This window comes from Streptomyces sp. NBC_00162 (assembly GCF_024611995.1).
In the GTDB taxonomy this organism is placed as follows: Bacteria; Actinomycetota; Actinomycetes; order Streptomycetales; family Streptomycetaceae; genus Streptomyces.
Genome location: NZ_CP102509.1, coordinates 1,939,557 through 1,952,591 on the forward strand (window position 1 = coordinate 1,939,557; position 13,035 = coordinate 1,952,591).

Genomic DNA, 13,035 nt, shown 5'->3' on the forward strand with positions numbered 1-13,035 from the left:
TCAAGCCTTTCGGGAGGTCTGGGTCTTAGCCGAGGAGGGAGCGGCCGATGATCTCTTTCATGATCTCGGTCGTGCCGCCGTAGATGGTCTGGATGCGGCCGTCGGTGAAGGCCCGCGCGACCCGGTATTCGGTCATGTATCCGTATCCGCCGTGCAGTTGCAGACAGCGGTCGGCGACGCGCTTCTGCAGTTCGGTGGCCCACCACTTGGCCATCGAGGCGTGCACGTGGTCCAGTTCACCGTTCGTGTGGTCGGTGATGCAGCGGTCGAGGAAGGTACGGGTGACCGCGCACTCGGTGGCCATCTCCGCGATCTCGAAGCGGATGTGCTGGAGCTTCGACAGCGGCCGGCCGAAGGCCTCGCGCTCCTTGACGTACTGGGTGGTGATCTCCAGCAGGTACTCGGCGGCCGCGATGCCGGCCATCGCGATGCCCATCCGCTCCTGCGCGAGGTTGGTCATCAGGTGGACGAAGGCGCCGTTGAGCTCGCCGAGCAGGTTCTCCTTGGGGACGCGCACGTCGTGGAAGAACAGCTCTGCCGTGTCCTGGGCCTTCTGGCCGATCTTGTCGAGGTTGCGGCCGCGCTCGAAGCCCTCCGCGCCGCGCTCGACGACCAGCAGCGACAGGCCGTGCGCCCCGCCCTCGGGCGTGGTCTTGGCGACCACTATCACCAGGTCGGCGAGGATGCCGTTGGAGATGAAGGTCTTGGAGCCGTTCAGCACCCAGTGGTCGCCCCGGTCCTCGGCGGTGGTCCGGATCCCCTGGAGGTCGGAGCCCGCGCCCGGCTCGGTCATGGCGATGGCGGTGATGATCTCCCCGGAGCAGAACCCCGGCAGCCAGCGGCGCTTCTGCTCCTCGGTTGCCAGCGAGGTCAGGTAGGGCCCGATGATGTCGTTGTGCAGGCCGATGGCGAGCCCGGGGGCGCCCGCCCGGGTGAACTCCTCGGCGATCACGGCCGCGTAGCGGAAGTCGGTGTTCCCGCCGCCCCCGTACTCCTCCGGGACGGCGAGGCCCAGCAGCCCCTGGCGGCCCGCGGCCCGCCAGGCCTCGCGGCTGACGATGCCGTCCTTCTCCCACTGCTCGTAGTGCGGCAGCACCTCCTTGGTGAGGAAGGTGCGGACGGTCTCGCGGAACGCCTCGTGGTCGGCGTCGAAGATCCGGCGTTGCATCGGGGGCTCCTTAAAGCCAGTTCTTGACGGTTTCGATCAGCCGGGCCGGCTCGGGGCCGACCGGTGTGACGTTGAGCATCGTGACGCCCGCCTCGCGGAAGGCCTCGACACGCTCGCGTACGTAGCCCGCCGGCCCGCACAGCGTCATCAGCTCGCAGAACTCGTCCGGGACGGCGGCCGCCGCGTCGCGCTTGCGGCCGGAGAGGTAGAGCTCCTGGATCTTCCGGGCCTCCTCCTCGTAGCCGTAGGCCACGGCGAGGTCGTTGTAGAAGTTCTTGCCGACCGCGCCCATGCCGCCGACGTACAGGGCGATCTGCGGGCGCGCCAGGTCCCGTACGGCGGCCGCGTCCTCGCCGATGGCGAGCAGGCCGCCCGCCACGGTCTGGAGCGGGCCGAGCTCCGGCGACCTCTTGGCCGCGCCCTCCGCTAGCGGAGCTCCCCACACCGCTCGGGCCTTCTCGGGGATGAAGAGGGTGGGCAGCCAGCCGTCGGCGATCTCGGCCGTCAGCCGTACGTTGGCCGGGCCGAGCGAGGCGATGTACACGGGGATGGCGTCACGGACCGGCCGGGTGAGGATCTTCAGCGGCTTGCCGTGCCGGCCGCCCTTCTCGGGCGGCAGCGGCATGTCGGTGATGCCGTGGTGGTCGATGGTCTCGCGGCGCCAGATGCGGCGGCACAGCTCGACCGTCTCGCGGGTCCGGCCGAGCGGCTTGTCGTACGGCTTCCCGTGCCAGCCCTCCACCACCTGCGGGCCGGAGGCGCCGAGGCCGAGCAGCGCCCGGCCGCCGGAGACCGCGTCCAGGCCGGCGGCCGTCTGGGCGATGAGGCCGGGAGTGCGCGAGTAGACGTTGAGGATGGCCGAGCCGATCTTCAGCCGCTCGGTGCGGGCGGCGAGGTAGCCCATGATCGTCGGGGAGTCGAAGCCCCACGCCTCGGCGACCCATACGGCGTCGAGCCCGGCCGACTCCAGCGCCGCCGCCTCGTCCGCCGCCCGGCGAGGATCCCCCGCGTAGTCGAGCATCATCGACAGTTCCATCAGGCGCCCTTCCCGGTCAGGCCCGGTACGTCCCAGTCACGGGCCACGGATTCGGTGTCCGCGCCCGGCTGCGCGGGGCCGCTCGTGACCGCGGCAGGCGTCGCCGAGAAGCGCGGCGCCGGGGCGGGCTGGGTGATCCCGCCGAAGTCGGTGAAGGTCCCGCGGGCCACGAGGTGCGGGTGGTGCGGGGCCTCCCGCAGCGACAGCACCGGCGCCACGCAGGCGTCGGTGCCCTCGAAGACCGCCGTCCACTCCTCGCGGGTACGGGACTTGAAGCGGGCGGCGACGGCGCCCCGCAGCTCGCCCCAGCGGGCGAGGTCCTTGCGCGCCGGGGCCTGCTCCGCGATGCCGAGCAGCTCCACGAAGGTGTCGTAGAACTGCTGCTCCAGGGCGCCGACCGCCATGTACTGGCCGTCGGAGGTCTCGTAGGTCCCGTAGAAGGGACAGCCGCCGTCGAGCAGGTTGGCCCCGCGCCGGTCCTGCCAGCCGCCCGCCGCCACCATCCCGTGGATCATGGCGGTGAGGTGCGCGGTGCCGTCGACGATGGCCGCGTCCACGACCTGGCCCCCGCCGCCGGGGGTCCGGGCGTGCTGGAGCGCGGCGAGGACGCCGATGACGAGGTAGAGCGAGCCGCCCGCGTAGTCGCCCACCAGGTTGGCGGGGACGGCCGGCGGCTCGTCAGGGTTGCCGATCATGCCCAGGGCGCCGGTGACCGCGATGTACGCGATGTCGTGCCCGGCGGTGTGGGCGAGGGGGCCTTCCTGGCCCCAGCCCGTCATCCGGCCGTAGACCAGCTTCGGGTTGCGGGCGTGGCAGTCGGCCGGTCCGACGCCGAGCCGCTCGGCGACCCCGGGGCGGAAGCCCTCGATCAGGACGTCGGCGCGCTCGACGAGGTCCAGGACGCGGGCGGGGCCCTCGGCGGACTTGAGGTCGACCAGGACGGAGCGCTTGTTGCGGTTGGTCAGGTCGTAGACGGGGTTGACCGCGAGCCCGCCGCCGCCCGGCCGGTCCACGCGCACGACGTCCGCGCCCAGGTCGGCGAGGAGCATGGCGGCGAACGGGCCGGGGCCGATGCCCGCCAGTTCGACGACGCGCACCCCGGCGAGCGGGCCGGTCCCTGTCACTGCCATCGAGCCCCCAGCATTCGTAGCCGCACGGTGTGACACAACTGATGTAACACCAGCGATGCTAGGAACGCGTTCCACTCAGCACAAGAGCAAGCGCTTAGCCATTTGCCTCGATCCGGGCGTCCAGCTCCTTGACGTGCCGCTTGAGGGCCACGGTGCGGTAGCTCTCCTCCACCCACTCGCACAGCACCAGCGCGGAGGGCGCCCCCTTCTCCCCCAGCGGTACGGAGACCCAGCCGGAGCGGCCCAGGCCGTAGCCTGAGGGCTCGGCGCCGGGCGCGGCCATCGCGTGCCCGTGCAGCGCCTCGTCCTTGAGCTTGACGGACAGGCCGGGCGGCTGCGGACCGTCGGCGTTTCCCAGGAAGACGAAGATCTTCTTGTTGACCTTCACCACGCAGTCCTCGGGACCCCACGGATACTCCTCCACGGCCTCCGGAAGCCCCCGGGCGAATTCCCGCACCGCCTCCCACTTGCGCACCGCAGCCTTCATCAACGCCTCCCACATCGAGCCGGCCTTCACGCTAGCCCCCACCCGCTGATCAAAGTCCTCGCGGCGCGGCTGGCGGCTATGTACTCTGAGCACGCTTCAAACCTGAGCTTGTTCAAAAACAAAAATGGGGGGGCCGGTGCGCAATCGCCGACTCGTAATTTCCGCTGCCGTCGTGGCCGCGAGCATGGGTCTCATACCGGGGGCGGCCCAGGCGGATCCGGTCACGCCGGGCAAGAAGGGCATATCCGCACCCGACGTGGACCTGAAGAAGGCCGCGGCGGAGAACTTCAAGACCTTCAAGAGCTCCGCCGAGCGCTCGGTCCGCGCGTCCGCCGGCGACAAGGCCACCGCGCAGTCGGCGGTCGCCAACCCGAACCTCGCGGTCGGCCTGGCGGCCTACAACGTGTCCGCCCACTCGCTGGAGCTGGACACCACCATCACCAGCGATCCGAACCGGTACGTCGACGCCGTCATCAACTGGGGCGACAACACGACGAGCAACGAGACCGCCTACGGCAGCACGACGATGACCACCGCGCACAACTACGCGGAACTGGGCACCTACACCATCACGGTCACCGCGACGGACCGCGCCGACGGCACCTCCGTCACCAACTCGGTCGAGATCCTCACCGCGGGCTCGGACTTCACCCCGTACGGCCCCACCCGTCTGCTGGACACCCGCAGCGGCATCGGCGGCGCCAAGGCCAAGGTCGCCCCGTACACCACGGCCCGCGTGCAGATCGCCGGCAACGGCTCGATCCCGGCGGGCGTCACGGCCGTGGTCCTGAACCTCACGGTCACCAACGCCACCAGCGGCGGCCACGTCACGGCGTTCCCCTCGGGCGCGGAGCGTCCGATCACCTCGAACGTCAACTTCGCCCCCGGCCAGACCGTGCCGAACCTGTCGGTCGTGCCGGTCGGCGCGGACGGCTACGTGGAGCTGTACAACGGCGGCTGGGAGTCGATCGACCTGATCGCCGACGTCACCGGCTACTACACCAAGGCCGCCTCCAGCGGCTACACCCCGATCGCCCCGGTCCGCTTCGCCGACACCCGCGACGGCACCGGCACCGCCCGGGGCCAGCTCGCCGGGCAGTCGTCCTTCGGCCTGCAGATCGGCAACAGCCGCGGCGTGCCCGCCGGCGTCACCGCCGTGGCGCTCAACGTGACCGTCACCAACCCGCGCGAGGCCGGTCACCTGACCGCCTACCCGAGCGGCCAGTCGGCGCCGAGCGCCTCCAACGTGAACTTCACCGCCGGACAGACCGTCGCCAACTCCGTGATCGTCCCGGTCGGCGCCGACGGCAAGATCAACATCCGCAACGGCGCCTGGGCCGGGACCGACGTGATCGTCGACGTCGTCGGCTACTACAGCCTGGCGAGCGAGGGCGCGTACCTGCGCCTCAAGCCGACCCGCGTGTTCGACACCCGGGACCCCAACGACCCCATCCAGAACACGCCCCTGTGGGCCCGCGACTTCATCCCGATCGACTTCGCCTCCAAGGCGCCCAACCGCACCGGCTACGTGCTGAACACCACCGCCACCAACACGGCGGGACCCGGCTTCGTCTCGGTCGCACCCGACCCGAACTACCGCTGGCAGTACGACAACGGCTCGTGGACCTGGCCTGCCGCGCCCAACTCGTCCACCCTCAACTTCACCGCGGGCAAGACCGTCCCGAACCTGGTGCAGGCGAGCACGGGCTACACCGGCATCATCGACTTCTTCAACCAGTCGGACGAGGACATCGACCTGGTCGTCGACATGTTCGGCTACTACGACAAGGACTGATCCACCGGCAGCGGCGGATCCAGCGCCCCGGGAACGGCTGTCCAGGCCGTCCCCGGGGCGCTGCCCGTTCCACCCGCACGCTAGCCTCGCCCCCGACACCAGCTGGGAGGAGCGGTCATGAACGCACAGGTTCCGCAGGACCAACCGGAGGAGCGGGCCCACGACCTCGTGCTCTTCGGCGCCACCGGGTTCGTGGGGGCGCTGACCGCCGAGTACCTCGCCGCGCACGCCCCCGCCGGCTGCCGCTGGGCCCTCGCGGGCCGTGACCTCGCGAAGCTGGAACGGCTGCGCGAGCGGCTGGCCGCGATCGACCCCGCCTGCGCCGGGCTCCCGCTGCTGCGGGCCGACGCCTCGGACCCCGGCGCGGTGCGCGAACTGGCCGCGTCCACCCGGGTGCTGGCCACCACCGTGGGCCCGTACGTCTGGTACGGCGCGGAGCTGGTCGCCGCCTGCGCCGAGGCGGGCACGGACTACCTGGACCTCACCGGCGAGCCGGAGTTCGTGGACCGGATGTACGTCGAGCACGACGCGCGGGCCCGGGAGACCGGGGCGCGGATCGTGCACGCCTGCGGCTTCGACTCGATCCCGGCCGACCTCGGGGCGTACTTCACGGTCGGCCGGCTGCCGGAGGGTGTCCCGCTGCGGGTCGACGGGTTCATGCGCTCCAACGCCCTGTTCTCCGGCGGCACCCTGGCCTCGGCGCTGACCGCGCTGGGCCGCGGCCCGCAGACCCTGGCCGCGGCGCGCGACCGCCGGCTGCACGAGCCCCGGCTGCTGGGGCGGCGGGCGCGGGGGCCGGTGGGGCCGCCGCGGTTCAGCCGGGAGACCGGCACCTGGGCGCTGCCGCTGCCCACGCTGGACCCGCGGATCGTGGCCCGGTCGGCGGCGGCGCTGGAGCGCTACGGCCCGGACTTCCGCTACCGGCACTACGCCTCGGTCAAGCACCTCCCGGTCGCGGTGGGCGGTACGGCGGCGCTGGGCGCGACGGCGGCGCTGGCCCAGGTCCCGGCGGCCCGGCGGTGGCTGATGAACCGCTGGGAGCCGGGCCGGGGACCGGACGCGGAGCGGCGGGCGCGCAGCTGGTTCACGGTGCGGTTCGTGGGCGAGGGCGGCGGCCGGCGCGTGCTCACCGAGGTGTCGGGCGGCGACCCGGGGTACGGGGAGACGGCGAAGATGCTGGCGGAGTCCGCGCTCTGCCTGGCCTACGACGCCCTGCCGCAGGCTGCCGGACAGCTGACGACGGCCGTCGCCATGGGCGACGCGCTGACCGCCCGCCTGCAGAAGGCCGGGATCACCTTCCGGGTGGCGGACGAGCGCTGAACGGGAGTCACCCCGACCCCACAGCCTCGCGCAGGGCGCGGCGGCACAGGGAGTCCGCGTGCCGGGTGGTCTCGGGGATCCGGAAGCGGGGGCTGAGGGCGAGCGCTTGGGCGCAGGCGTTGTCCAGCGAGACGCGGTGCCCGACGGAGACGAACACCGGCTTGATGCCGTCCTGGGTCCGCAGCGCCCGGCCGACCTCGGCGCCGTCGGCGGCGACCAGCGGGGCGAAGTCGCCGCGCCCGGCGCCCGGTTCCCCGTACGTGAAGGTGAACGGGTTCTTCGCGACCCCGATGGCCGGAAGCCCGGTGACCACCCCGAGGTGGCAGGCGAGGCCGAAGCCGCGGGGGTGGGCGAGCCCGTAGCCGTCGCAGACGACGAGGCCGGGCGAGGCGGTCAGCGAGTCGAGGGCGGCCAGTACGGTCGGCAGCTCGCGGAAGGCGAGCAGCCCGGGCACGTAGGGGAAGCTGACGTGCCCGACGGCGGTGGCTTCCTCGACGACCTCGAGGGTGGCGGCGTCGAGCACCACGGCCGCGGCGGCGACCAGGTCGCGCTCGTCGTCGTAGGCGACGTCCACTCCCGCGACCAGTCCGCGGCCGGGCGGCGGGCCGGGCTCGGTGAGCACCACCTGATGGCGCAGTTCATCCTGTATCGCCCGGGCCTCGGCCTCGTCGGCGGGGGTCTTCGTACTCGTCATGATGGAGCGAGAGTAGCCTGGCGATCATGTTCGTCATGGAGCTCACCTACATCGCGCCCGTCGAAGCCGTCGAAGACCACATGGACGCGCACATCGCCTGGCTGGACGGCCACTACGCCGCCGGAGTGTTCCTCGCGTCGGGCCGCAAGGTCCCGCGCGACGGGGGTGTGATCCTGGCCGGCGGGGTGTCCCGCGCGGAGGTCGAGAAGATCGCGGCCGAGGACCCCTTCACGGTGGCGGGCGTCTGCGCCTACCGCATCACGGAGTTCATCGCCACGAAGACCTCGGCCGACCTCGCGACGGTCCGCGAGAACCCGGTGGCATAGCAGTCGGCCGACGGGGCCGCCTCGACGGCGCCGTGACCGGCGAGGCAGCCCGTGGATCACCGTTGTGCCGTGGTCAGCGGCGTTCCAGCCGGGCCACGCGGCCCTTCTCCCCCGATGCCCAGCAGCCGGTGTCCGGGGCGCAGTCGACCGTGTCGAAGGACCCGGAGTCCAGCGGCCGCCAGCTGCGGCCGCCGTCCACCGTCACGTCGGTGCCCGTCGGACCCACCGCCAGTGCCGTGCCACGGCTGTACGGGTACCAGGCCGCGCCGGAGCGGTAGGCCGGCGGCGGGGCGGCCGCCTGGCGCCAGCTGCGCCCGCCGTCGGAGGAGACGGCCCCGGCCTGCGGGGACGCCTGCCCGGTGCGGTAGTCGCCGCCGACCGCGAGGCCCCTCGTACGGTCCCGGAAGGCGAGGGCGAAGACGCCTCGCGCCGGGTCGCCCGCCGGGACGGTGGATTCGGCGGCCCGCCAGGTCAGGCCGCGGTCCGCGGAGTGCAGCACCCGCGCGGTCGCCCCGCCGCCCGTGGCCAGCCAGACATCGCGCGGGCCGGCGCTGACCAGGCACTGGCCGCTCGCCGCGAAGCCCGCCTCGCCGGGCAGCGCCTGCGGCATTCCGGTGTCCGGCAGGACCCGCCAGCTCCGCCCGCCGTCGTCCGTGGACAGGATCCGGAACCTGCCGTCCACCGGGTCGCTCATCGCCAGCCCGTGCCGGGAGTCGAAGAAGGTGAGGCAGTCGTAGAAGGCGCGCGGGTCGGGGTTGCGGAAGGTCTCGGTCCAGGTGGCCCCGCCGTCCTCGGTGCGCAGTACCCGGGAGGCCTCGCCCTCGCCGATCGACAGGGCCACCGCGCGCCGGGCGTCGAAGGCCTCGACATCGCGCAGCTCCAGCCCTTCCGCGACCGCGCCCGGCGGCGAGACGTCCTGCCAGCTGCGGCCGCCGTCCACCGTGCGCAGGACGGTGCCCTTGGAACCGGCGGCCCAGGCCGTGGTCCGGCTGACCGCCGCCAGCCCGCGGAAGCGGACCTCCTTGCCGGTGTCCTTCAGCGCCCAGGCCGCGCCGCGCAGTTCCGCCTGCTCTCCGGCGGCGGAGGCCTGAGCGGGCGCGGCCAGTAAGCCCACCGTCAGGGCCGCCGCGCACATGCCAACTCCCAGAAGTCTCATGGCGCCGGAAGCTAACGCACGCCCGATTCCCCGTCCAGGGTGCGTCGGCGCCCGCGCGTTCCTAGGGTGGGCCCATGCCATCCAAGGAACCCAGGGAACCCAAGGCCTACGAGGGCAAGCTCGTCACCGTCACCTACGAGACCGGGCGGTGCCTGCACGCCGCCGAGTGCGTGCGCGGGCTGTCCGAGGTGTTCGACTCGGGGCAGCGCCCCTGGGTGCGGCCGGACGGCGCCGGTCCCGAGCGGGTCGCCGAGGTGATCCGGCGCTGCCCGTCGGGGGCGCTCCAGTACCGGCTCGCCGACGGCCCGGCCGAGGAGCCGGACCGGCCGACCACCGTCGTACGCGATCCGGCCGGACGGCTCGTGCTGCGTGGTGAACTCAGCGTGACGACCCCGGACGGGACGGTCCGCAGGGAGACCCGGGCCATGCTTTGCGCCTGTGGAGTGAGCGGTAACCAGCCCTTCTGTGACCTCTCCGGAGCCTGCGGCTCCGACTGATCTTCCTGTGCCGCACCTCCTCGACGGTCACTCTGTGCGATCACACAGGCAGGTTCCGGCCAATCGGTGACACAGCTCACGTCAGCTTCCATGCACGGATTTGCCGATTCCGGCGTCTATCGGGTTGCCGGGTTCCACCCCACAGCCCGGCAGCAGATCCGCCGCAAGGGAGTGAGCCGTGATCACTGTCATCGAGCAGGCCGTACAGGCCCGTCTGGTCGCCACCGCGCCGAAGGTCGAGACCGTTCCCGTCACACTCTGCTACGACCGTGCGGATCCGTTCGCCGTGCGCATGGCCTTCCCCGCCCCGGCCACCCTGGAGGGCATCGAGGTCTCCTGGACCTTCTCGCGCGAGCTGCTGGAGTCCGGACTGGACCGCCCGTCCGGCTGCGGCGACGTGCGCGTGCGCCCGTACGACGTGGACCGCACCACCGTCGAGTTCCACGCGCCCGAGGGCGTGGCGATCATCCTGATGCTGACGGCCGAGCTGCACCGGTTCCTGGAGCGGGCCTCGACCGTGGTGCCGCCCGGCCTGGAGCACCTCTACCTCGACATGGACCACAGCCTGGCCGAGCTGATGCGCGACACCTGCTGAGGCGCCCCTCGCTTAATTCGTTTGCGGGCGGCTTCGGCCGCCCGTAGCTTCGTGGAGACCCATCGCCGTCGAAACGGAGCAGGACATTGCTCGTCTGAGGTTCGAGACACCGACACAGCACCGCACCTCACCGTCGGCTGTCTCCCCGCGTTGCACGCACCACTCACGCAACCTGGAGGCCTCCATGAGCCATGCCCCTTCTTTCGTCACCTGCTCCGCACTGTCCTTCGACTGGCCCGACGGCACGCCCGTGTTCGACGGGTTCCAGCTCGCCGTCGGCCCCGGCCGCACCGGCCTGATCGGGCTCAACGGCTGCGGGAAGTCCACCCTGCTGAAGCTCATCGCAGGTGAACTGGCCCCATCCGATGGCCAGTTGTCGGTCGCCGGCCGCGTCGGCCACCTCCCTCAGAACATCACCCTCGACACCGCCCTGCGCGTGGACGAAGCACTCGGCATCCGGACCGCCCGGGCCGCCCTGCACGCCATCGAGGCGGGCGAAGCCACCGAGGCGAACTTCACCGCCGTGGGCGACGACTGGGACGTGGAGGAGCGGGCCCTGGCCACGCTCGACCAGCTCGGGCTCGCCCGGATCGGCCTGGACCGGACCGTCGGCGAACTCTCCGGCGGCGAGTGCGTACTGCTGCGGCTGGCCGCCCTGCTGCTGGCGCGGCCCGACGTCCTGCTGCTGGACGAGCCCACCAACAACCTGGACCTGCGGGCCCGTGGCCGCCTGTACGAGGCGGTCGAGTCCTGGACCGGCGTGATGATGCTGGTCAGCCACGACCGGGAGCTGCTGGAGCGGGTCGACCAGATCGCCGACCTGCGCGACGGCGAAGTCCGCTGGTACGGCGGGAACTTCACGGACTACGAGGAGATGCTCGCCGCCGAGCAGGAGGCGGCCGAGCGGATGGTCCGCGTCGCGGAGGCCGACGTACAGCGGCAGAAGCGCGAACTGGCCGACGCCCAGGTCAAACTGGCCCGGCGCAAGCGGTACGGCCAGAAGATGAACGACACCAAGCGCGAGCCGAAGATCGTGATGGGTGCACGCAAGCGGGCCGCGCAGGAGTCGGCCGGCAAGCACCGCATCATGCACACCGAGAAGCTGGCCCAGGCGAAGGAACGGCTGGACCACGCGGTGGAGGCGGTCCGCGACGACGACGCGATCCGAATCGAACTGCCCGCCACCCAGGTCCCGCCGGGCCGGCGCGTCCTGACCCTGAGCGATCTGCGACTGGCCCACGGGGCGTCCGTACGGGGCGAGTGGGAGCTGCGCGGTCCGGAACGGATCGCGCTGGTGGGCCGCAACGGCTCGGGCAAGACCACGCTGCTGCGCACGATCGCGGGGCTGCTCGCGCCGGAGTCCGGTGCGGCGGTCACCCATGTGACCACCCGGTTCCTGCCCCAGCGGCTGGACGTGCTCGACGACGGCCGGTCGGTGGTGGAGAACGTGGCACGGTTCGCCCCGCAGGCCACGAACAACCTGATCCGGGCGCGGCTGGCGCACTTCCTGTTCCGGGGCGCCCGGGCGGACCGGCCGGCGGGCACCCTGTCCGGCGGCGAGCGCTTCCGCGCGGCGCTGGCGGCGCTGCTGCTGGCCGAGCCGGCTCCGCAGCTGCTGATGCTGGACGAGCCGACGAACAATCTGGACCTGGCGAGCGTGCGGCAGTTGACTGGCGCGCTGGAGTCGTACGAGGGGGCGCTCGTGGTGGCAAGCCATGACGTGCCGTTCCTGGAGTCGATCGGCATCACGCGGTGGCTGCTGCTGGACGGCGAGCTGCGGCCGACCACGGCCGAGGAGGTCCGGGAGACCCTGTGGCACGACTGACCGGGCGGCGCGTTCTGCGCTAACGGGGAAGCAAGACCCAGGACTTGGTGCCTCCCATGGAGGTGAGGACGGGGGTCAGCCCCCAGTCCCCGCCGCAGGCCTCGACGGCAGAGGCCAGCAGCCACATCCCGCGGCTGCGCCTTCGCCGGCACTCCTCGCTCGCCTCGGGCGAGGAGTGCGCGGGGTGCTGGTCGTAGACGACGATCCGCAGCGCGTCGAACTGCCAGCGGAGCCCCAGCAGCAACTGCTTGTCGGGCGTGAACCGGTGTGCGCACGCGACGAGTTCGGAGGCGGCGAGCGCCGACGTGTCACACAGGTCGGCCAGGCCATGCCGGGTGAGCAGGGACCGGACCAGGGAGCGGGCGCTCCCCGCGCAGTAGGCGCCACCCGGCAGGCCTATCGAGTAGTCCAGCCTCTCCGCCTCGGACGGTATTCGCCCGGGTTCGCGGACCGGCCGCAGGCCACGCAGGGTGCCCGTCATCGTGCTGCTCCAAATATGGGTGGGGTCGACAGCCGTGTGATCAAAGACCGGGGTGGTCCTGGAGTGGTCAAACGGGGACACGAGGTCGCCCCGTGTGAGACTTGCACTACCGACCGTAGCCCAACCCGGTGCACAGTGCTACCACTTGTACGAACACATCATGATTTCTCATGGCATTTCAGGATGGGTACAGGCATGTGCGCCCGGTGCACGACAGCGAGGGGGCGAACTGCTTCCGCTTCGGTCTCGACGCCGACGGGAAGGCCTACATCGGCACGACGGAGTCCGCGGCGTACGTCAGCGACTCGATCCAAGCCCTCCGGGCACTGATCTCGGCCGTCAAGGCGGGAGCGGCGGACCACCTTGTGGCGTGACTTTGGCTCGCAGCTTCCCTCTCAGGACCCCCTCAAACTGCATAGATAACCGGATGTAACCGGTCATAGCCTTCCCTGGGGCTTGGCTGGGTCTTGATGTCGCGCTTAACCTACGACTCCGTAGGCTACGGAACCGTAGGTAATTCGCTTT

General features: G+C 71.7%; 14 protein-coding genes. 7 read left to right on the plus strand and 7 right to left on the minus strand.

The genetic code is table 11. From position 1 onward, the window contains the following. Positions 1-25: 25 nt before the first annotated feature. The 4 genes from JIW86_RS09635 to JIW86_RS09650 all read right to left on the minus strand — a co-directional run bounded on the left by JIW86_RS09635 (position 26) and on the right by JIW86_RS09650 (position 3,836). Positions 26-1,168, minus strand: coding sequence for an acyl-CoA dehydrogenase family protein (locus JIW86_RS09635; RefSeq protein WP_257553382.1), 1,143 nt, complete (start codon positions 1,166-1,168; stop codon positions 26-28). Positions 1,169-1,178: 10 nt separating this feature from the next. Next, complete coding sequence (locus JIW86_RS09640; protein ID WP_215142137.1) at positions 1,179-2,204, minus strand: LLM class F420-dependent oxidoreductase; 1,026 nt, start codon at positions 2,202-2,204, stop codon at positions 1,179-1,181. Beyond that, positions 2,204-3,334 carry a CaiB/BaiF CoA-transferase family protein gene (locus JIW86_RS09645; protein ID WP_322975509.1) on the minus strand — a complete coding sequence of 377 codons (1,131 nt, stop codon included), beginning with the start codon at positions 3,332-3,334 and terminating at the stop codon, positions 2,204-2,206. Before JIW86_RS09645 ends, JIW86_RS09640 begins: the two co-directional genes overlap by 1 nt. Before the next feature lie 94 nt (positions 3,335-3,428). Beyond that, complete coding sequence (locus tag JIW86_RS09650; RefSeq protein WP_215142149.1) at positions 3,429-3,836, minus strand: MmcQ/YjbR family DNA-binding protein; 408 nt, start codon at positions 3,834-3,836, stop codon at positions 3,429-3,431. 121 nt (positions 3,837-3,957) lie between these two features. Between JIW86_RS09650 and JIW86_RS09655 the strand changes: the two genes are divergently transcribed. Both JIW86_RS09655 and JIW86_RS09660 read left to right on the plus strand, forming a co-directional pair. Next, positions 3,958-5,616, plus strand: coding sequence for a hypothetical protein (locus JIW86_RS09655; RefSeq protein ID WP_257553383.1), 1,659 nt, complete (start codon positions 3,958-3,960; stop codon positions 5,614-5,616). Positions 5,617-5,733: 117 nt separating this feature from the next. Then, complete coding sequence (locus JIW86_RS09660; protein WP_257553384.1) at positions 5,734-6,936, plus strand: saccharopine dehydrogenase family protein; 1,203 nt, start codon at positions 5,734-5,736, stop codon at positions 6,934-6,936. 7 nt (positions 6,937-6,943) lie between these two features. Here JIW86_RS09660 and JIW86_RS09665 read toward each other — a convergent pair whose 3' ends face one another. Then, on the minus strand, positions 6,944-7,630 hold the full coding sequence (locus JIW86_RS09665; protein WP_257553385.1) for an endonuclease V: 687 nt from the start codon (positions 7,628-7,630) through the stop codon (positions 6,944-6,946). Between the two features lie 26 nt (positions 7,631-7,656). On the opposite strand from JIW86_RS09665, the gene JIW86_RS09670 reads away from it, so the two are divergent. After that, entirely contained in the window at positions 7,657-7,956 is a 300-nt protein-coding gene (locus tag JIW86_RS09670) for a YciI family protein (RefSeq protein WP_215142126.1), read from the plus strand. Between the two features lie 73 nt (positions 7,957-8,029). Here JIW86_RS09670 and JIW86_RS09675 read toward each other — a convergent pair whose 3' ends face one another. Continuing rightward, positions 8,030-9,112, minus strand: a complete 1,083-nt coding sequence (locus JIW86_RS09675) for a WD40/YVTN/BNR-like repeat-containing protein (protein WP_416237544.1) — start codon at positions 9,110-9,112, stop codon at positions 8,030-8,032. Positions 9,113-9,186: 74 nt separating this feature from the next. Here JIW86_RS09675 and JIW86_RS09680 point away from each other — a divergent pair, with 74 nt between their 5' ends. From JIW86_RS09680 to JIW86_RS09690, 3 genes are all read left to right on the plus strand, one after another. Further along, entirely contained in the window at positions 9,187-9,609 is a 423-nt protein-coding gene (locus JIW86_RS09680) for a (4Fe-4S)-binding protein (protein ID WP_257553386.1), read from the plus strand. A gap of 178 nt (positions 9,610-9,787) precedes the next feature. Then, positions 9,788-10,204, plus strand: a complete 417-nt coding sequence (locus tag JIW86_RS09685) for an SsgA family sporulation/cell division regulator (RefSeq protein WP_215142119.1) — start codon at positions 9,788-9,790, stop codon at positions 10,202-10,204. 184 nt (positions 10,205-10,388) lie between these two features. Continuing rightward, positions 10,389-12,029, plus strand: a complete 1,641-nt coding sequence (locus JIW86_RS09690) for an ABC-F family ATP-binding cassette domain-containing protein (protein ID WP_257553387.1) — start codon at positions 10,389-10,391, stop codon at positions 12,027-12,029. Between the two features lie 19 nt (positions 12,030-12,048). Here JIW86_RS09690 and JIW86_RS09695 read toward each other — a convergent pair whose 3' ends face one another. Continuing rightward, positions 12,049-12,510, minus strand: coding sequence for an ATP-binding protein (locus tag JIW86_RS09695; RefSeq protein WP_257553388.1), 462 nt, complete (start codon positions 12,508-12,510; stop codon positions 12,049-12,051). A 206-nt stretch (positions 12,511-12,716) separates the two neighbouring features. Here JIW86_RS09695 and JIW86_RS09700 point away from each other — a divergent pair, with 206 nt between their 5' ends. Beyond that, positions 12,717-12,884 (plus strand): hypothetical protein, encoded by a 168-nt coding sequence (locus JIW86_RS09700; RefSeq protein WP_322975510.1) that lies wholly within the window; start codon positions 12,717-12,719, stop codon positions 12,882-12,884. Positions 12,885-13,035 lie beyond the last annotated feature (151 nt).